This is a genomic window from Rhizobacter sp., from assembly GCF_031412075.1.
GTDB lineage: Bacteria > Pseudomonadota > Gammaproteobacteria > Burkholderiales > Burkholderiaceae_C > Rhizobacter.
Genome location: NZ_JANOCG010000184.1, coordinates 1 through 17,350 on the forward strand (window position 1 = coordinate 1; position 17,350 = coordinate 17,350).

Annotated in this window: 19 protein-coding genes and 1 tRNA gene; 9 read left to right on the forward strand and 11 right to left on the reverse strand. The window is 66.1% G+C overall.

The features are described from left to right. Together RMO40_RS06395 and RMO40_RS06400 are read left to right on the forward strand one after the other, a co-directional pair. On the forward strand, positions 1-1,521 hold a 1,521-nt coding region (locus RMO40_RS06395), incomplete at its 5' end, for a proline--tRNA ligase (RefSeq protein WP_309717914.1). Beyond that, positions 1,518-2,150 (forward strand): lytic transglycosylase domain-containing protein, encoded by a 633-nt coding sequence (locus RMO40_RS06400; RefSeq protein ID WP_309717915.1) that lies wholly within the window; start codon positions 1,518-1,520, stop codon positions 2,148-2,150. The genes RMO40_RS06395 and RMO40_RS06400, both read left to right, overlap by 4 nt. Before the next feature lie 6 nt (positions 2,151-2,156). Here the strand turns inward: RMO40_RS06400 and RMO40_RS06405 are convergent, their stop codons facing one another. The 6 genes from RMO40_RS06405 to hemA all read right to left on the reverse strand — a co-directional run bounded on the left by RMO40_RS06405 (position 2,157) and on the right by hemA (position 7,183). After that, positions 2,157-2,735, reverse strand: a complete 579-nt coding sequence (locus RMO40_RS06405; protein WP_309717917.1) for a UbiX family flavin prenyltransferase — start codon at positions 2,733-2,735, stop codon at positions 2,157-2,159. A 2-nt stretch (positions 2,736-2,737) separates the two neighbouring features. Continuing rightward, positions 2,738-3,055 (reverse strand): Grx4 family monothiol glutaredoxin, encoded by a 318-nt coding sequence (grxD, locus tag RMO40_RS06410; protein WP_309717919.1) that lies wholly within the window; start codon positions 3,053-3,055, stop codon positions 2,738-2,740. Between the two features lie 115 nt (positions 3,056-3,170). Beyond that, positions 3,171-3,746 (reverse strand): hypothetical protein, encoded by a 576-nt coding sequence (locus RMO40_RS06415; RefSeq protein WP_309717922.1) that lies wholly within the window; start codon positions 3,744-3,746, stop codon positions 3,171-3,173. Positions 3,747-3,899: 153 nt separating this feature from the next. Further along, positions 3,900-4,718 carry a peptide chain release factor N(5)-glutamine methyltransferase gene (gene prmC / locus RMO40_RS06420; protein ID WP_309717925.1) on the reverse strand — a complete coding sequence of 273 codons (819 nt, stop codon included), beginning with the start codon at positions 4,716-4,718 and terminating at the stop codon, positions 3,900-3,902. Then, on the reverse strand, positions 4,715-5,800 hold the full coding sequence (gene prfA, locus RMO40_RS06425; protein WP_309717928.1) for a peptide chain release factor 1: 1,086 nt from the start codon (positions 5,798-5,800) through the stop codon (positions 4,715-4,717). The genes prmC and prfA overlap by 4 nt, the downstream gene beginning before the upstream one ends. Positions 5,801-5,890: 90 nt before the next feature. Next, the gene (hemA, locus tag RMO40_RS06430; RefSeq protein WP_309717931.1) at positions 5,891-7,183 is read right to left on the reverse strand and encodes a glutamyl-tRNA reductase; all 1,293 of its coding nucleotides are present in this window, start codon (positions 7,181-7,183) and stop codon (positions 5,891-5,893) included. A 73-nt stretch (positions 7,184-7,256) separates the two neighbouring features. Between hemA and RMO40_RS06435 the strand changes: the two genes are divergently transcribed. Beyond that, positions 7,257-7,538, forward strand: a complete 282-nt coding sequence (locus RMO40_RS06435; RefSeq protein WP_309717933.1) for a hypothetical protein — start codon at positions 7,257-7,259, stop codon at positions 7,536-7,538. Positions 7,539-7,613: 75 nt separating this feature from the next. Continuing rightward, entirely contained in the window at positions 7,614-8,750 is a 1,137-nt protein-coding gene (locus tag RMO40_RS06440) for a diguanylate cyclase (RefSeq protein WP_309717934.1), read from the forward strand. 6 nt (positions 8,751-8,756) lie between these two features. Here RMO40_RS06440 and miaB read toward each other — a convergent pair whose 3' ends face one another. From miaB to RMO40_RS06455, 3 genes are all read right to left on the reverse strand, one after another. Then, on the reverse strand, positions 8,757-10,112 hold the full coding sequence (gene miaB / locus RMO40_RS06445; protein WP_309717936.1) for a tRNA (N6-isopentenyl adenosine(37)-C2)-methylthiotransferase MiaB: 1,356 nt from the start codon (positions 10,110-10,112) through the stop codon (positions 8,757-8,759). A 15-nt stretch (positions 10,113-10,127) separates the two neighbouring features. Further along, positions 10,128-10,508 carry a hypothetical protein gene (locus RMO40_RS06450; protein ID WP_309717938.1) on the reverse strand — a complete coding sequence of 127 codons (381 nt, stop codon included), beginning with the start codon at positions 10,506-10,508 and terminating at the stop codon, positions 10,128-10,130. A gap of 100 nt (positions 10,509-10,608) precedes the next feature. After that, positions 10,609-10,685: transfer RNA gene (locus RMO40_RS06455), tRNA-Met, on the reverse strand. A 61-nt stretch (positions 10,686-10,746) separates the two neighbouring features. On the opposite strand from RMO40_RS06455, the gene ftsY reads away from it, so the two are divergent. After that, positions 10,747-11,757, forward strand: coding sequence for a signal recognition particle-docking protein FtsY (gene ftsY / locus RMO40_RS06460; protein WP_309717941.1), 1,011 nt, complete (start codon positions 10,747-10,749; stop codon positions 11,755-11,757). 9 nt (positions 11,758-11,766) lie between these two features. Here ftsY and RMO40_RS06465 read toward each other — a convergent pair whose 3' ends face one another. Continuing rightward, positions 11,767-12,501: a DUF2726 domain-containing protein gene (locus RMO40_RS06465; protein ID WP_309717944.1), complete on the reverse strand. Its 735-nt coding sequence runs from the start codon at positions 12,499-12,501 to the stop codon at positions 11,767-11,769. 80 nt (positions 12,502-12,581) lie between these two features. Beyond that, on the reverse strand, positions 12,582-13,961 hold the full coding sequence (gene ffh, locus RMO40_RS06470) for a signal recognition particle protein (RefSeq protein ID WP_309717947.1): 1,380 nt from the start codon (positions 13,959-13,961) through the stop codon (positions 12,582-12,584). Between the two features lie 97 nt (positions 13,962-14,058). On the opposite strand from ffh, the gene RMO40_RS06475 reads away from it, so the two are divergent. The 4 genes from RMO40_RS06475 to RMO40_RS06490 all read left to right on the forward strand — a co-directional run. Then, positions 14,059-14,850 (forward strand): cytochrome c biogenesis protein CcsA, encoded by a 792-nt coding sequence (locus RMO40_RS06475; RefSeq protein WP_309717950.1) that lies wholly within the window; start codon positions 14,059-14,061, stop codon positions 14,848-14,850. Between the two features lie 10 nt (positions 14,851-14,860). Next, positions 14,861-15,100, forward strand: a complete 240-nt coding sequence (locus RMO40_RS06480; protein WP_309717952.1) for a PP0621 family protein — start codon at positions 14,861-14,863, stop codon at positions 15,098-15,100. Beyond that, positions 15,100-17,025 carry an ATP-binding protein gene (locus RMO40_RS06485; RefSeq protein ID WP_309717955.1) on the forward strand — a complete coding sequence of 642 codons (1,926 nt, stop codon included), beginning with the start codon at positions 15,100-15,102 and terminating at the stop codon, positions 17,023-17,025. The genes RMO40_RS06480 and RMO40_RS06485 overlap by 1 nt, the downstream gene beginning before the upstream one ends. Then, positions 17,022-17,350, forward strand: a 329-nt coding sequence (locus RMO40_RS06490) for a response regulator (RefSeq protein WP_309717957.1), incomplete at its 3' end; no start/stop codon positions are given. The genes RMO40_RS06485 and RMO40_RS06490, both read left to right, overlap by 4 nt.

The window sequence follows — 17,350 nt, forward strand, 5'->3', positions numbered from 1 at the left end:
CCCGCCGAGCTGTGGCAAGAAACGGGGCGCTTCCAGGCCATGGGGCCGGAGCTGCTGCGCGTCAAAGACCGGCATGAGCGCGACTTCATCATCCAGCCGACCTCCGAAGAAGTCATCACCGACATCGCGCGCCAGGAGCTGCGCAGCTACCGGCAGCTGCCGAGAAATTTTTATCACATCCAGACCAAGTTTCGCGACGAGCGCCGGCCACGCTTTGGCGTGATGCGCGGGCGTGAGTTCACGATGAAGGACGCCTACTCCTTCGACCGTGACGTGGCCGCCGCCGGCAAGAGCTATGAGGCGATGTACGCCGCCTACGTGCGCATCTTCGAGCGCATGGGACTGACCTTCCGCGCTGTGGCGGCCGACACCGGCGCTATCGGCGGCGACAAGTCGCATGAGTTCCAGGTGATTGCGGACACCGGCGAAGACGCCATCGCGTACTGCCCTCAATCGGACTACGCCGCCAACGTCGAGCTGGCCGAGGCCTTGCCGCTGATCGCGCAACGTGCAGCACCGACGCAGGCTCTCACCAAGACCCCGACGCCGGGCAAGAACACCTGTGAAGACGTGGCTCAGCTGCTGAAGCTGCCGCTGTCGCAAACCGTCAAATCGCTGGTGCTCGCCACCGACGAGAAGAACGAAGGCGGCGACGTGGTCAAGAGCACCGTGTGGCTGGTGCTCGTGCGCGGCGACCATTCGCTGAACGAAGTCAAGGCAGGCAAGGTGCAGGGGCTGAACGACGGCTACCGCTTCGCCACCACCGCCGAGATCGACGAGCACTTCGGTTGCAAACCCGGCTACCTCGGCCCCATCGGTTTGAAGAAGCCGCTGCGCCTGGTGGTGGACCGCACGGTGGCGGCGATGAGCGACTTTGTCTGCGGCGCCAACGAGGCCGAATTCCACTACACCGGTGCCAACTGGGCGCGTGATCTGCCCGAGCCCGACGTGGTGGCCGACATCCGCAACGTGGTCGAGGGCGACCCGTCGCCCGATGGCAAAGGCACGCTTGCAATGCAGCGCGGCATCGAGGTTGGCCATGTGTTCTACCTGGGTACCAAGTACTCCAAGGCGATGAACGCCACCTACCTCGACGAAAACGGCAAGCCGCAGCTGCTGGAGATGGGCTGCTACGGCATTGGCGTCACGCGCCTGCTGGGCGCCGCCATCGAACAAAACCACGATGAGCGCGGCATCATCTGGCCACTCGCCATGGCGCCCTTTACCGTGGTGCTGTGCCCCATCGGCTACGACCGTTCGGCTGACGTGAAAGCCGCGGCCGACCAGTTGCATGAACGACTGCAGTCCCTCGGCGTCGACGTGATGCTCGACGACCGCGGTGAGCGCCCCGGTGCGATGTTTGCCGACTGGGAGCTGATCGGTGTGCCTCACCGTGTGGTGCTGTCCGACCGCGGCCTCAAGGAAGGCAAGCTCGAATACCAGGGCCGCCGTGACGCGCAATCCACCGCCGTGGCGGTTGCCGACGTGGCCAGCTTCCTGAAGGGCAAGCTCAGCTCATGAGCCTGGTTCGGGGATGTGGGCGGCGGCGGCTTCTGGCCGCTGCGGCGCTGTCTCCTTTGCTGCTCAATACCCCATCGTCATGGGCCGGCGCCCAGGTGGAAGAACCGCTGGCCGACGCCGTGCGCTCGGCGCTGTCGGCGGCCATTGCGAACCGCGCGCCGCCCAAGCCCGTGTTCGAGTCCACGCAGGCCCGCCTGGCCTACCTGCAGTGGCTGGGTGAGATGAGCAACCGGCTGAAGAAGCGCAAGGCGGAGCATGTGGCGCGCGTTGAATTTCTGGAGACGCTCTGGTACGAAAGTGCGCGCGCTGGCCTGGAGCCGGCACTGGTGCTGGGCGTGGCGCAGGTGGAAAGCGGCTTTCGCAAATACGCCATCAGCAGTGCGGGTGCGCGCGGCTACATGCAGGTGATGCCGTTCTGGGCCAGGCTGATCGGCAATGGTGACGCCACCAAGCTTTTTCACATGCAGACCAACCTGCGCTTCGGCTGCGTGATCCTTCGCCACTACCTCAACATCGAGCGCGGAGATCTCTTCCTGGCGCTCGGGCGCTACAACGGCAGCCGGGGCCGCGCGGAATACCCGAACCTGGTGTTCGGCGCGCGCAAGGCCTGGGCCTTCAAGGCCGCCTGAGCCCGATCAGAGGCCAGCCCACGCCTTGGGCTGCGCATCGGCCACGCCCAGCAGCGAGAGCACACGCTCCACGGTGTCGTTGACCAGATCGTCGATCGTTGCGGGCCGGTGATAAAACGCCGGCAGCGGCGGAAAGATCATGCCGCCCATTTCGGTCACCGCGGTCATGTTGCGCAAGTGGGCGAGGTTGAACGGCGTCTCGCGCACCATCAGCACCAGCCGGCGACGCTCTTTGAGCGTGACGTCGGCCGCGCGGCTGAGCAGGTTGTCCGACAGGCCGTGGGCGATGGCCGCCAGCGTCTTCATCGAGCACGGCGCCACCACCATCGCGGTGGTGGCAAACGACCCACTGGCGATGGCCGCGCCCACGTCACCTGGGCTGTAGGCCGTGTCGGCCAGCGCTTCGAGCGCGTTGCGGTCGAGGCCCAACTCGTGGTGCACGTTGAGCACACCCGCAGGGCTGGCCACCAGGTGCGTTTCGCAGCCGGTGGCCTTCAAGCGCTGCAGCAGCCTCACGCCGTAGAGCGCACCGGTGGCGCCGGTGATGCCGACGACCACCCGGCTGCGGGCAGCGGTGTGGCCCAAGGTCAGGCCTGCGTGCCCAGCACCTGCTGGAGCTCACCGGCCTGGTACATCTCCGTCATGATGTCGGAGCCGCCGACGAACTCGCCGTCCACGTAGAGCTGTGGGAGGGTCGGCCAGTTGGCGTAATCCTTGATGCCTTGGCGAACGGCTTCGTCTTCGAGCACGTTGAAGGTCTTCAGATCGCCGACACCACACGATTTGAGGATCTGCACCGCGCGGCCTGAGAAGCCGCATTGGGGAAACTGCGCCGTGCCCTTCATGAAGAGCACCACACGGTTGTTTTTGACGAGGTCATCGATGCGTTGTTGAACGTCGCTCATGGTCGCGCGCCGGGTGTGCCGGCAGTGTCATTGGGGATAGGCGAGGTTATACGGCAAACCAGGCGCTCGGGCGCCACCTCGAGCACATGCCCTTGAGCCGCGTCAGGCGCGCGGCTCAGAAGGAATAAGACACGCCCAGTTGGAGCAGCGGCGTGAAGCGCAGGTCGCGCATGGTGTCGTCCAGGCTCTGGTTGCCCAACTTCGTGGCTGATCGGGGGTTAAGGGCCATCAGGCCCAGGTCGGCCGACAGCCCCCAGCCGCCTTTGCTGGACAAGCCGGTGTAGCCGACGCCGAGGTAGGGCACGGTGGCGTTGTTGTCGGATGTGCTGCCATCGGTGAGGCCACTGGCCAGCGAGGTGCGGCGCTCGACCGCTGCCGGGCTGCTCCAGAGCGAACCTCGGGCGCCCAGCATCAGTCCGCTGGTGGCGCGCAGGCCGCCGACGCTGCCCAGCCACGGGCGGCTGAGGTAGTAGTCGCCCATCAGGCTCAGGCTGTGGATGCGCAGCGGTTCTGAGTTGGTGTTGCCCATATCGGCTTGCGACGGTGCGACGGTGCCAAAGCTCAGACGGCCCCTCAGGCCCTCCCAGGCCGGATGATCCAGCGGAATCTTCAAGCCCTCGCCCGAACCGGCGTGCGCCAACGTGGCCACCAGGGCCAAGGTACCAACCAAGCAACGGACAACTTTGCGCATGGTGATCTCCGGGGGGCCCGGCCAAGCTGCGACGATCTGGCGGGGGATGGGAATGATGCTACGCCGCTTGCCGCGGGCTGTGTAGCTTCCTCCTCTCTTTGGTGGATGGCTCATCCAGGGGGTGTGCAGCAATACCGCAACACTCGCTTTTTTTCACCAGCTCCGGCCCCCGGTGCAACGCGGAGTTCCGGACAGATCGGGCCGGGTTGTGATCTCGCTGAAGCCTGCCGCGGCGAGCAAGCGGGCCACGGCAGGCGCCTGGTCGTGGCCATGCTCGAGCAACAGCCAGGCGCCTGCGTTCAGGTGCTGCTGCGCGCCAGCGATGATCTCGCGCAGCGCGTCCAGGCCTTCCGTGCCGGATGTGAGTGCCTGCACGGGTTCATGCTGCAGCGCCACAAGGTGAGCATCACCTTCGGCGATGTAAGGCGGGTTGCTGACGATCATGTCGAAACGCTGACCGGCAACGCCTTGCCACCAGTCGCTTCGCAGCAGCTGGATGTCGAGTTGCAGGCGCGCGGCATTGCCGCGTGCCACGGCCAAAGCTTCGTCGCTCGCATCGAGCGCGCTCACTCGGGCGTGCGGGCAAGCGTGTTTGAGCGCCAGCGCGATGGCGCCGCTGCCGGTGCCCATGTCCAGCACGTGCGGGTTTTTTTTTGCATCGCGCAGCAGCTCCAGCCCCCAATCGACCAGGGTTTCGGTGTCGGGGCGGGGCACGAGCACCGCGGGGGACACCTGCAGGGTGAGACCGTGAAATTCCTTTTCGCCCACCAGATAGGCCAGCGGTTCGCCAATGGCGCGCCGCGCGAGGAGCGCGCTCAGGTGCTGCTGTTGGGTGGCGTCGAGTGCGGCGTCGTCGTTGGCCAGCAGCCAGCTGCGTGATCGCCCGAGCACATGGCACAACAGCAGTTGTGCATCGAGCCGGTCCACACCGGCACTGCGCGCCTGAGCCAACACCTCGGCCACTATTTTCACGCGCCACGCCCTTCCAGCTCGGCCAGTTGCTCGGCGGCGCGTGCGGCTTGCAGCGCGGCGAGCACGTCGTCGAGATCGCCTTCCATGATGGCCAGCAGCTTGTAGAGCGTGAGGTTGATGCGGTGATCGGTCAGCCGGCCCTGCGGGAAGTTGTAGGTGCGGATGCGGTCGCTGCGGTCGCCGCTGCCGATCAAGCCCTTGCGGGTGGCGGCTTCTTTGGCAGCGCGTTCACTGCGGTCTTTTTCGCGCAGGCGCGCGGCGAGCACGGCCAGGGCCTTGGCCTTGTTGCGGTGCTGCGAGCGGTCGTCCTGGCACTCGGCCACGATGCCGGTGGGCAGGTGCGTCACGCGGATCGCGCTGTCGGTCTTGTTCACGTGCTGGCCGCCGGCGCCGCTCGCGCGGAAGGTGTCGATGCGCAGCTCGGCCGGGTTGAGCTGGATCTCTTCGGCTTCATCGGGCTCGGGCATCACGGCCACGGTGCAGGCGCTGGTGTGGATGCGGCCTTGCGTTTCGGTGGTGGGCACACGCTGCACCCGGTGGCCACCCGATTCGAACTTGAGGTGGGCGTAGACGTCGTCACCGGCAATGCGCAACACCACTTCCTTGTAGCCGCCGAGGTCGGACATGCTCTCCGACATCACCTCGGTGCGCCAGCCCTGGCGCTCGGCATGGCGCAGGTACATGCGCAGCAGGTCGGCGGCAAACAGCGCCGACTCGTCGCCACCGGTGCCGGCGCGGATTTCGAGAAACGCATTGCGGCCGTCGTCGGGGTCGCGTGGCAACAGGGCAGCCTGCAGCTCGCCGTGCAGGCGGGTGATGTCGGCCTCGGCGCTCGCGATTTCTTCTTGCGCCATCTCGGCCATGTCGGGCTCGGCCAGCATGTCACGGGCGGCGGCCAGGTCGCGCTCGCGTTGTTCGTATTGGCGAAAACGTTGCACCAGCGAATCGACCTCGGCGTGCTCACGGGTGAGGGCGCGGTAGCGGTTCATGTCGCTGGCCACGCTTGGGTCGGCGAGGGTCGCGTCGAGTTCGGCCAGCCGCATGGCGAGGCGCTCGAACTGTTGGCGAAGGGTGTCTTTCATGCGGGCTCCGGGAGAGAGGGGGCGGAGCCGGTGCCCTGTCAACCAAGCCAGGCACGCAAACGCTCCGCCAAGGCGGCGAGCGCAGCGTCGCTAACGTTTGTCGTCAGCAGGGTCGCGCGCAGTGCCGCGCAGGAACAGGCGCGACACCGTGTGGGCCAGCTGGGTGCGCTGCTCGCCATCGGAGGCATGCAGCTCGGCCAGCGTGCCGTGCAGCATCTTTTGTGTCAGGCCACGCGACAAGGCGTCGAGTACCGCGTCGATGTTTTCGCCCTTGGCCAGCAGCTTCCGCGCCCGGGCGATCTCTAAAGCGCGCCAGTCGTCGGCCTGCGCATTGAGCGCCTGGATCAAGGGCACCGAGCCACGCTGGCCCAGCCAGTGCACGAAGCTTTGCACGCCGCTTTCGATGATGGCCTCGGCCTGCTGCACCGCGGCCTGGCGCTTTTCGCCGGCGCTTTGCACCAGGGCCGACAGGTCGTCCACGGTGTAGAGGTAAACGTCGGACAGGCGGGCGACTTCAGGCTCCACGTCGCGCGGTACGGCCAGGTCGACCATGAACATCGGGCGATGCTTGCGCGCCTTCAGCGCGCGCTCCACCGCCCCCAGCCCGATGATGGGCAGCGAACTCGCAGTGCAAGAGATCACGATGTCGAACTCGCCCAGGCGCGCCGGCAGGTCGGCCAGGCGCAGCGCTTCGGCACCGAAGCGGCCGGCCAGTTTTTCGCCGCGCTCCAGCGTGCGGTTGGCCACGGCCATGGCCTTGGGCTGGCGTGCGGCAAAGTGCGTGGCTACGAGTTCGATCATCTCGCCCGCACCGACAAACAGCACCTTGGTGTCGTGCAGGTCTTCAAACAGCTGCGAGGCCAGGCGCACCGCGGCGGCCGCCATGCTGATGGAGTGCGAGCCGATCTCGGTCGAGGTGCGCACGTCTTTGGCCACCGCAAACGAGCGCTGGAACATCTGGTGCAGCGTGGTGCCCAGGGTGCCGGCGGTGCTGGCTTCGCGCACCGCCTGCTTCATCTGGCCGAGGATCTGTGGCTCGCCCAGCACCATGGAATCGAGCCCGCTCGCAACACGGAACGCATGCCGCGCAGCGGCGCCACCTTCGAGCACATAGGCGTGGTGCATCAGCTGCTGGCTGGCCACTCCGCCCACACCGGCCAGCCAGTCGACGGCCGGTGCGACCATGCCGGCGTCGGCCGCGCAGTACAGCTCGGTGCGGTTGCAGGTGGACAACAAGGCCACTTCGGGCTCGCCGCCTTTGCGGTTCACGCGGGTGCGAAACTCCTGCAAAGTGGGCGCCAATTGTTCGAGCGTGAATGCAAACCGGCCCCGCAAATCCAGCGGGGCCGTGGTGTGGTTCAGCCCGAGGGCAAAGACGCTCATTCCCGGATTATAAAATTGAAGCCTTTCCCCTGGTTACCGGCTGTGTGGGGGCCTTTTCACGGAGCGTGACGCAATGGGCGTGTTGGATGGGCTGTGGCACCTGCTGAACTTCTTTGCGCCAGCGCTCGGGGTCGGGGTGATGGCGGCCCTCATGGCCAAGCTGCTGTGGTGGCGTGACCTCAAGGGCGTGTCGCCCTGGCGCATGGCCGCCTGGGCGGTGCTGGCCGCGTCGATCGCCCTGATGGCATGCCTGCTGTGGACCGGCCGTGACGGCAAGATGATGACCTATGGCGCGATGGTGCTGGTGAGTGCGCTCGCGTTGTGGTGGGCCGGCTGGGGAACGCGGCGAGGCTGATCGCCGAGTGCTCAAGTTGCGCAACGTCGGCGCCGAAAACCAGGTGAACGAGGCCGTCACGCCGGGCCTGCCCCCATGAAGCTCGACGCCCTCACGCTTTTCTTCTCGATGTTCATCAACGTCACGTTGGTGTTCTGCGCCTTGCTGGTCGGGGTGCGCTGGAAAACGGGCTCGGGCATCCGCTTCTGGGTCGTGGCCTTGCTCCTGCAGGCGGTGGGTTGGGCCGCTTTGATGGCGGCCTACCAGGGCTATCCGCGCGAGTTCGCCACTCTGGGCGCGGCGGCGATCGTGAGCGGCTTCAGCTTTGTTCACCTGGCGGCCAAGGCCTACTTGCAGCAACCCTTCTCGCGTGCGTGGGTCGTCGGCGTTCCCTTGGTGACCACGCTGCTGCATTGGCTGATGTTCAGCAACTTTGCCGCCCGCATTGCCATCGTCAATGCCGCTCTCGGTTTGCAGATGCTGTGGTTGTCATGGCTGCTGATGCGCCCGGGTGGCGTGGGTGGCTGGCGCTGGCGCTGGATGGCGGGGCTCGCGCTCGCGGCCTCGGGGGTGATGGTCGCGGGGCGGTTCGTCCTGGTGCTGACCGCGCCTGAAAGCTACCCGACGTTCGAGTCGGCGCACTGGATCAACATCGTCGGCCTGATCATCAGCAACGCCTGCCTCATGGTGGGCACACTGGCCTTTTTGTTGGCACATCGCGACGAGGCCGAGCGCGAGTTGCAGCGCCTGGCCACCACCGACGGGCTGACCGGCGTGCTCAACCGGCGCTGCTGGATGGAGCAGGGCTTGTCGCACTTCCAGCTGGCGCAGCGCCATGGGCGCAGCCTGGTGGTGGTCATGCTCGACATCGACTTTTTCAAGCGCATCAATGACAGCCATGGTCACCAGACCGGTGACCGGGCGCTGGTGCTGTTTGCCCACGCCTTGCTGCAGCTCGTGCGCCAGCCTGACCTGGTGGGCCGTTATGGCGGCGAGGAGTTTTGTGTGCTGCTGCCGATGTCAGACGCTGCGGCGGCGCAAACGGTGGACCAGCGCCTGCGCGCCGCCATTCAGCGTGATGTGAACCCGTCGCTCGGCTTCGAGCTGACCTTCAGCGCAGGCGTGGCCACCGTGCAGGAAGGCGATACCAGCCTGGACCAAGTGATCGCCCGTGCCGACCAGGCGCTCTACGCGGCCAAGCAGGGCGGGCGCATGCGCCTCCAGATCGCCTGAGTGCGCTCAGACGGGGAGCAACTCGCTGTCGCTCGTCATCACCTCGGCGCGCAGCGAGTGGGGGTAGGCCTGGGTGATGCGCACATCGATCATCTGGCCGATGAGGCGCGGGTGGCCCGCGAAGTTGACGATGCGGTTGCATTCGGTGCGGCCCATCAGCTCGGTGGCATCCTTGCGCGCGTTGCCTTCGACCAGAACCTTTTGCACCGTGCCCACGCGCGACTCACCGATGCGACGCTGGTTGGTCTCGATGGTGGCCTGCAGGTGCTGCAGCCGCTGGAGCTTGAGTTCTTGGGGCGTGTCGTCGTGCAAAGCGGCGGCGGGTGTGCCGGGGCGTGGGCTGAAGACGAAGCTGAAGCTGCTGTCGAAGCCGATGTCGTTGATGAGCTTCATCATCTTGTTGAAGTCGTCTTCGGTCTCGCCTGGGAAGCCGACGATGAAGTCGCTGGACAGGCTGATGTCGGGCCGCACCGCGCGCAGTTTGCGCACCGTGCTTTTGTATTCCATCGCAGTGTAGCCGCGCTTCATCGCCATGAGGATGCGGTCGCTGCCATGCTGTACCGGAAGGTGCAGGTGGTTCACCAGTTGCGGCACACGCGCGTAGACGTCGATCAGGCGCTGCGTGAACTCGTTCGGGTGGCTGGTGGTGTAGCGGATGCGCGCGATGCCGGGGATCTGCGCCACGTATTCGATCAGCAGCGCAAAGTCGGCGATCTCCGCGGTGTCACCCATCGCGCCGCGGTAGGCGTTGACGTTCTGCCCGAGCAGCGTCACCTCTTTCACACCCTGATCGGCCAAGCCCGCCACTTCGGCCAGCACGTCGTCAAAAGGGCGCGACACCTCTTCACCGCGGGTGTAGGGCACCACGCAGTAGCTGCAGTACTTGGAGCAGCCTTCCATGATCGACACGAAGGCGGTTGCGCCGTCGACGCGTGCCGGCGGCAGGTGATCGAACTTCTCGATCTCGGGGAAGCTGATGTCCACCTGCGGACGGCGCTCGTGCAGGCGCTGCGCCAGCAGCTGCGGCAGGCGGTGCAGGGTCTGCGGGCCGAACACTACGTCGACATAAGGCGCGCGTTCGATGATGGCCGCACCTTCCTGGCTCGCGACACAACCGCCCACACCAATCAACACGCCCTTGGCCTTGAGGTGCTTCACACGGCCGAGGTCGCTGAAGACCTTCTCTTGCGCCTTTTCGCGCACCGAGCAGGTGTTGAATAGGATCAGGTCGGCCTGGTCGACGTCGGTCGTGGGTTCATAACCTTCGGCAGCGGCGAGCACATCGGCCATCTTGTCCGAGTCGTACTCGTTCATCTGGCAGCCGAAGGTCTTGATGAAGACCTTCTTGGAATCGTTTGACATGGCGCGGCCCCGTCTTCAGGGCTTGGTCCAGGTCTGCGCGGTGGGATCGAACTGCCACGCCTGCGCTTGCTCAAGCGTTTCGGGCCAGGGCTTCATCGAGAGCTCTTCCTTGCGCAGGATCCACACGTCTCTCACCAGGCCGGATTGGTCGATGGTGTAGTTGACGGTGGCCTTGGCGCTGACCAGTGCGCCCGACATGACCAGCAGGTTGTTCTCGCCGCGAATGCGCGAGCCGGGGGCAAGTTGAGTGGGCTTGCCGTTGAGCAGGATCTGCGGCGGGGAGCCGAAGGTGATGGTTCCGCGCAGGGCGTTCTGCGGGAAGTTGCGTTGCACCTGGGCCGCAGCGGGCAGGGCAAAAGCGATGGTGGCAACAGCAGCAATGAGACAGCGGTACATGGTGTAGATCCAGTGGCTGTGAAAGGAATGTGTGCAAGCATGCACCACAAACAACAACGGCTCCAGGTCAAATGACCGGAGCCGCAGGGCTATAAGTTTTTGGTGGCGCTTCAGGGATTCGAACCCCGGACCTGCGGATTATGATTCCGTCGCTCTAACCGGCTGAGCTAAAGCGCCTGAGCCGCGCATTATAGCCACCACTTTCTGGCGTTCGCTTCGCCACTCCACCCGGACCCGCATGTTCAGCTTCTTCAAGAAAAAACCCGTGACGCCCGAGGTTGCGGCGGCGCCCGTTGTCCCGGTGGCCCCACCAACCCTCGAACCGGAACGCAGCAACTGGCTCGACAAGCTGCGCGGCGGTTTGCGCAAGACGAGTTCCAGCATTGCCCGTGTGTTCACCGGCACGCAGATCGACGACGCGCTTTACGAAGACCTCGAAGCCGCGTTGCTGATGGCCGATGCGGGCGTGAAAGCCACCGAGTTCTTGTTGAGCGACCTGAAGCGGCGTGTGAAAGAAGAGCGTGTGACCGACCCCGCCGCCGTGAAAGGCTTGCTGGCCGATGCCGTGGCCGAGCTGCTCAGGCCGCTCGAGAAGCCTTTGCAAGTGGGCGAGCACCGGCCGATGGTGATGATGGTCGTGGGTGTGAACGGCGCCGGCAAGACCACCAGCATCGGCAAGCTCACGCGCCACCTCGCCGACGGTGGGCAAAAAGTGCTGCTGGCCGCTGCCGACACCTTTCGCGCAGCGGCGCGCGAGCAGCTGGCGGTGTGGGCCGAGCGGGCCGACCGCCCGGGCTCGGCGCGGCCGGCGGTCGAGATCGTGAGCCAGGAAAGTGGCGACCCGGCCGCCGTGAGCTTCGACGCGGTGGTCGCCGGCCAGTCACGCGGCTGCGACGTGGTGATTGCCGACACCGCCGGGCGCCTCACCACGCAAACCCACTTGATGGAAGAGCTGAAGAAGATCAAGCGCGTGATCGGCAAGGCGCAGGCCGGGGCGCCGCATGAAGTGCTGCTGGTGGTCGACGGCAACACCGGTCAGAACGCGCTGTCGCAGGTGAAGGCCTTCGACGACGCGCTGCAGCTCACTGGCCTGGTCGTCACCAAGCTCGACGGCACGGCCAAGGGTGGGGTGCTCGCGGCGATTGCCCGCGAGAGGCCCATCCCGGTTTATTTCATCGGTGTGGGCGAGAAGCTCGAAGACCTGCAGACCTTTGATGCGCGCGAGTTCGCGCAAGCCCTGCTGAACTGAAATCGCTCGTCAGCGGATCGACGGGCCCGAGCCGCGCGGCGGCATGGGCGTGGGTGCGAGCGGTACGCGGGCGGAGTCGAGGTCGTCGAACCAGGTCGATGACGGTGGGTCGCGTTGCTCCGAAGCGTCGTCTTCGACAGTTGCGGCCACAGGCTCCCTGGCCATCGCGGTGGCGGGCACCCGACCTGGTTGTGCGCTGGTGACGCCGGCGGACGCGTCGACCGGCATGCCGAGGATGGCGTTGCGTGCGCCCACCGCATTGGGCAGGGCGTCTTCACGCCACACATGCAGCGGGATCTCGGCGGCCTTCAGGACACGGTCCATGCGTGCATGGCGTTGTCTGGCGCGTTCGTTTTCTTGCGCTTCAGGGGCGCGGATGTCGACCACCGCAATGACCTGTGAGACGCTGTCGCACACCACCAGGTCGGCGCACATCACACCCACGCGGCGCAGCCACTCTGAATAAGAGTGGCGTGTGGGCACCTTCAGGAAGCGGGCCAGCGGCACCTGCGCCAGGATGATGTGCTCGGGCAAGCCGGCGCGCAGCGACGCATAGGCCTTGCGCTCCGGGGTGGTCATGATGCGCGTGGCCTGTGGGTGCCACGACATCAGTGTGTCGAGCCCATCGGACCCCTTGACCTTGCCACGCTTTGAAGTGTCTTGGCGGGGTGTGCGTCGCCGCCACCACATCCATACCAGGCCCGCAACGACGACGAGCCCGCCAACGATCAGCAGCAGTTCCATGTCTTTTTACTACCAGTTTCTGCAGAAGCAGACCATAGCCGCCCCTGGGGGTGAGGTCAACTGCAGCCTCGCCGAGAACCTCAGCGCATGCCGCCGGGCCCGCCCAGGCCTTTCATGCCGCCCATGCGCTTCATCATCTTCATCAGGCCGCCGCCTTTCATCTTTTTCATCATCCCCTGCATCTGGTCGAACTGGTTGAGCAGGCGGTTCACCTCTTGCACCTGAACGCCCGCGCCCGCGGCAATGCGGCGCTTGCGGGTGGCCTTGAGCAGCTCGGGCTTGCGGCGCTCCAGCGGGGTCATCGAGTTGATGATGCCTTCCATGCGGCGCACGTCGCGCTCGGCACGGTCCATGTCGGCCTGGCCGAGGTTGCCGGCTTTGGCTGTCATTTGTGAGGGCAGCTTGTCCATCAGGCCGGACAGCCCCCCCATCTTCTTCATCTGGCTGATCTGCGAGAGGAAGTCATTGAGGTCGAAGTTGTCGCCCGACTTGAGCTTGTCGGCGAGTTTCTGCGCTGCAGCAACGTCAACGCCCTTTTGCACTTCTTCGACCAGGGCCACGATGTCGCCCATGCCCAACACGCGGCCGGCGTGGCGTTGCGCGTCGAAGACCTCCAGGCCATCGATCTTCTCGCTGACGCCGGCGAACTTGATCGGCGCGCCGGTGATCTGTCGCACCGAGAGCGCGGCGCCACCGCGTGAGTCGCCATCGGTCTTGGTGAGCACGATGCCGGTGAGCGGCAGGGCTTCCTTGAAGGCGCGGGCGGTGTTGATCGCATCCTGGCCCTGCATGGCGTCGACGACGAAGAGCGTCTCCACCGGCTTCAGCACCGCATGCAGGTCGGCGATCTCCTTCATCAGCGCTTCGTCGATGGCCAGGCGCCCGGCGGTGTCGACCAGCAGCACGTCAAAGTAGTGCTTGCGGGCGTAGTCGAGTGCGGCGTGGGCGATGTCGACCGGCTTGTCGTTGGCGGTGGACGGGAACCACTCCGCGCCGGCCTGCCTGGTCACCGTCTTCAATTGCTCGATGGCGGCGGGGCGGTAGACGTCGGCCGAGACCGTCAGCACCTTCTTCTTGCGCTTGTCGATCAGGTGCTTGGCGAGTTTGGCGGTGGTGGTGGTCTTGCCGGCGCCTTGCAGGCCGGCCATCAAGATCACCACCGGGGGCTGCGCCACGAGGTTGATGTCGGACACCCCCTCGCCCATGGTCGCGGCGAGTTCGCGGTTGACGATGCCCACCAGCGCCTGGCCCGGTGACAGCGAGCCCACCACCTCGGCGCCCAACGCTTTTTCTTTCACGCGGGCGATGAAATCGCGCACCACCGGCAAGGCCACGTCGGCCTCGAGCAGGGCCATGCGCACCTCTCGCAACATGTCTTGCACGTTGCTTTCGGTGATGCGGGCCTGGCCGCGCATCGTCTTGACGAGGCGACTCAAACGGTCGGTGAGGGCTGAGGCCATATGGGGGAGGGCGTTGCGCGAGAACCCGAGCACGCGAAAGTACACTGTGGCGATGATTTTATCGTCGGGCTCTGAAGGAGTCTCCAACACATCCGCCATGCTTGCGCTGTGGGTACCGAGCGTGTTGGCTTTTCTGGCCTATGCCACTGCAGTGGTCTTGCGCGAAGAATCCGCCGGCCCCTGGCCGCGCCGCGCGCTGTTTGCAGGCTGGTTGGCGCATGCCGTCGCCATCGTGGTCGACATGGCCGGCGTGGGCAGCCCGCTGCCCGGTGCACGCTTTGGTTTTGCCCCCGCGCTGTCGGCCACCTTGTGGTTGGTGCTGGCGGTTTACTCGGTCGAGAGCCGCTGGCTGCCGCTGCCGGGTGTGCGCCGCACGCTGGCGGCGCTGGGCATGGTGGCGGTGGGGCTCGCGGTGGCTTTCCCGGGTGATTTCAGGCCGCAGGCGGCGTCGAACTGGGCGCCTTTGCATTGGGCGCTCGGCATCGCGTCATATGGGCTGTTTGGTGCCGCGGTGCTGCACGCCGCGATGCTCGACAACGCCGAGCGGCAGCTGCGACTCAAGTCTCTCGCGGCGCAGGGTGGGGCTGGCATGCCCTTGCTGCGCCTGGAGCGATTGACCTTTCAGTTTGTGGCTGCGGGCTTTGCCTTGTTGTCGGCCACCTTGTTGCTGGGCTGGTGGTTTTCCAACCCCTGGCGGTGGGATCACAAGTCGGTGTTTTCTGTGCTGGCCTGGGTGGTGTTCGCCGGGCTGCTGGCTGGGCGCCAAACCCTGGGTTGGCGTGGCCGTCGGGCAATTCGGGGCCTGTACACGGGCGCGGTGTTGCTGTTGCTGGCGTACGCGGGCTCACGCTTCGTTCTTGAAGTGATGCTGCAGCGCCAGGTGGCATGAAAGGCGTGAGATGAAGTACCTGATCCTGATCGCGGTGGTGTTGGGGGTGTTGTGGCTGATGCGCAGCCTGCGCAAGCCTTCGGCTGCCGAGCCGCCACCCAAACCGACCACCCCGCCCAAGCAAGAAGAAATGGTGACCTGCGTTCAGTGCGGCGTTCACATGCCGCGCAGCGAGGCTTTGCCCGGGCGCGGCGGCGTGTTCTGCGGTGAGGCACACCGCACGGCTTTCGAGAGTGCCCGGGGCGATTGATGGCCACCGCAGCGCGCGGCAAGGATCGGCGAGGTGCCGACAGGCGCCGTGCCGCCGCACAGCTGCGCCCGCGCTCGGCGGATGAGTCCTGGTTCGGCGCGCTGGGTGTGGATGGCGACACGCAGCTGCGTGACGACGGGAGCGTGCCGGAAGACGAGTCGCGCTATGACGGCAACTGGGCTGCGGCTGGCGCCGGCGAGACCGACTCGCGCTTCCTGACGCGCCAGGCACGCCGCATCGTCGGCTCGGGGCAGACGGCGTTTCAACGCATCTACAGCGCCTTCATCGCTGCACGTGCCGCGTTGGGCGTGGCCTTGATCGCCACCGTGGTGGTGGCCGGCGTGTTTGGTGTGCGCCCCTCGTTGACCGTGATCCTGGTGAGCGTGGCCTATGCCGCATTGGCCTTGGCCATGTGGGCCTTGCCGCGCTATCGGCGCGGTGCCGCGCCCAAGGTGCTGGCGCGCCTGTACAGCCCGCAGTGGCTGGCCACCATCGGCGTCGACATCGTCTGCTTCACCGCCTTGCACCTGCTGTCGCCTGCGGCCAGCCTGAACTACGTGGCTTTGCTGGTGCTGCCGGTGCTGATGGCAGGCGTCTTGACGCCGCGCCTGATGGCGCTGGCCACGGCCTCCATCGTGGCGCTGGCCTTGCTGGTGATCGCGTCCTGGGGCGTGCTGGCCGGTGGTGACATCACCCTGCTGATGACCCAGGCCGGCCTGGCCGGCAGTGGTTTCTTTGTCATCACCTTGCTGGCCGGTGAACTGGCCGGACGCCTGGCGCGAGAAGAGCTCACGGCCAAGGGCAGCCTCGAGCTGGCGCGCCAGCAGGCCCAGCTCAACCGGCTGGTGATTGAAGAGATGCAAGAAGGCGTGCTCGTGGTTGACCGCCGCGGCCGTGTGCGTGCAGCCAACCCTGCGGCGCGCGCCCTGCTCGCACCCGAGGGCATGTGCCGCGAGGCGCCGTTTCAACTGCGTGGCGTGGAAGCCTGGGGCACCCTGGTGAAGTCCGTGGAGCGCGCGTTCGCCGAAGGCACCTGGCCCGAGGCCGGGCGCGATGTGTTGCTTGATTTTGAAGGGGCTCCGGCCCGAACCCTGCGTGTGCGCATGCGTTTCACCCGCCGCCGCGAGCCCCAGGCCAGCGAAGAGCTGTGCGTGCTGTTTCTCGAAGACGTGCGCAGCATGCAGGCGCGCACGCGGCAAGAAAAGCTCGCCGCCATGGGCCGGGTGTCGGCCGGCATTGCGCATGAAATCCGCAACCCGCTGGCGGCCATCTCGCAGGCCAACGCCCTGATGGCCGAAGACGCCACCACCGCCTCGCAGCGCCAACTCACCCGCATGGTCACCGACAATGTCGAGCGTTTGAAGCGCATCGTTGACGACGTGATGGAGGTCGCTCCGAGCGACGTGCAGGCCATGGGACCGATCGACGCCAATGCCTTGGTCGCGGCGGTGTGTGTCGAATGGGCCCGCACCACAGGCATGACGCTGGGCGACCACAGTGTGTTGCGGGTCGATCTGCCCGATGAACCCGTGGGCGTGGTGTTTGACAGCGAACACCTGCGCCGCGTCTTGATCAACCTGCTCGACAACGCCTACCGACACGCCAGCAAGGTGCCGGCCGCGGTGCGCCTGCGCCTGGCCGTGCGAGACGAGACGCACGCGTTGCTGAGCGTGGCCAGCGACGGGGCGCCGATCCCGCCCGACGTCGAGCGCTACCTGTTCGAGCCCTTCTTCTCCACACGCAGCCGTGGCACCGGCCTGGGCCTGTATATTTGCCGCGAGCTGTGCGAGCGTTATGGCGCCCGCATCGATTACCGGCTGCGCAGTGCCGCCGAGCCCAACCGCAACGAGTTCTCGGTGGCAATGCGCCGCCAGGCTCTGCCGGCAAACGAGGCCGCCGAAGCCCGACTTCACCTCACCTCATGACTTCACCTTCGCACTTCAGCCTGCTGGTCGTCGACGACGAACCCGATTTGCGCACGCTCTATGAGCTGACGCTGCTGCGCGAGGGGTACGACGTGGAAACGGCGGGCACTGTAGAAGACGCCTTGCTGCACCTGAAAGACCGCACCTACAGCGCCGTCATCACCGACATGCGCCTGCCCGACGGCACCGGCCTCGATCTGCTGCGCCGGCTTGAAGAAACCGGCCGACGCGAAAAGGCCATCGTGATCACGGCCTACGGGTCGGCCGAAAACGCCGTCGAGGCGCTGAAGGCCGGCGCCTACGACTACCTCACCAAGCCGGTCGA

Bases quoted from the DNA above. Each gene is read 5' to 3' on its own strand.
- RMO40_RS06485 (WP_309717955.1), top strand. From the start codon at position 15,100: ATGGCCACCGCAGCGCGCGGCAAGGATCGGCGAGGTGCCGACAGGCGC.
- RMO40_RS06415 (WP_309717922.1), bottom strand. From the start codon at position 3,746: ATGCGCAAAGTTGTCCGTTGCTTGGTTGGTACCTTGGCCCTGGTGGCC.
- prfA (WP_309717928.1), bottom strand. From the start codon at position 5,800: ATGAAAGACACCCTTCGCCAACAGTTCGAGCGCCTCGCCATGCGGCTG.
- ftsY (WP_309717941.1), top strand. From the start codon at position 10,747: ATGTTCAGCTTCTTCAAGAAAAAACCCGTGACGCCCGAGGTTGCGGCG.
- hemA (WP_309717931.1), bottom strand. From the start codon at position 7,183: ATGAGCGTCTTTGCCCTCGGGCTGAACCACACCACGGCCCCGCTGGAT.
- miaB (WP_309717936.1), bottom strand. From the start codon at position 10,112: ATGTCAAACGATTCCAAGAAGGTCTTCATCAAGACCTTCGGCTGCCAG.
- RMO40_RS06440 (WP_309717934.1), top strand. From the start codon at position 7,614: ATGAAGCTCGACGCCCTCACGCTTTTCTTCTCGATGTTCATCAACGTC.
- grxD (WP_309717919.1), bottom strand. From the start codon at position 3,055: ATGAGCGACGTTCAACAACGCATCGATGACCTCGTCAAAAACAACCGT.
- ffh (WP_309717947.1), bottom strand. From the start codon at position 13,961: ATGGCCTCAGCCCTCACCGACCGTTTGAGTCGCCTCGTCAAGACGATG.
- RMO40_RS06435 (WP_309717933.1), top strand. From the start codon at position 7,257: ATGGGCGTGTTGGATGGGCTGTGGCACCTGCTGAACTTCTTTGCGCCA.
- RMO40_RS06480 (WP_309717952.1), top strand. From the start codon at position 14,861: ATGAAGTACCTGATCCTGATCGCGGTGGTGTTGGGGGTGTTGTGGCTG.
- RMO40_RS06475 (WP_309717950.1), top strand. From the start codon at position 14,059: ATGCTTGCGCTGTGGGTACCGAGCGTGTTGGCTTTTCTGGCCTATGCC.
- RMO40_RS06450 (WP_309717938.1), bottom strand. From the start codon at position 10,508: ATGTACCGCTGTCTCATTGCTGCTGTTGCCACCATCGCTTTTGCCCTG.
- RMO40_RS06400 (WP_309717915.1), top strand. From the start codon at position 1,518: ATGAGCCTGGTTCGGGGATGTGGGCGGCGGCGGCTTCTGGCCGCTGCG.
- RMO40_RS06465 (WP_309717944.1), bottom strand. From the start codon at position 12,501: ATGGAACTGCTGCTGATCGTTGGCGGGCTCGTCGTCGTTGCGGGCCTG.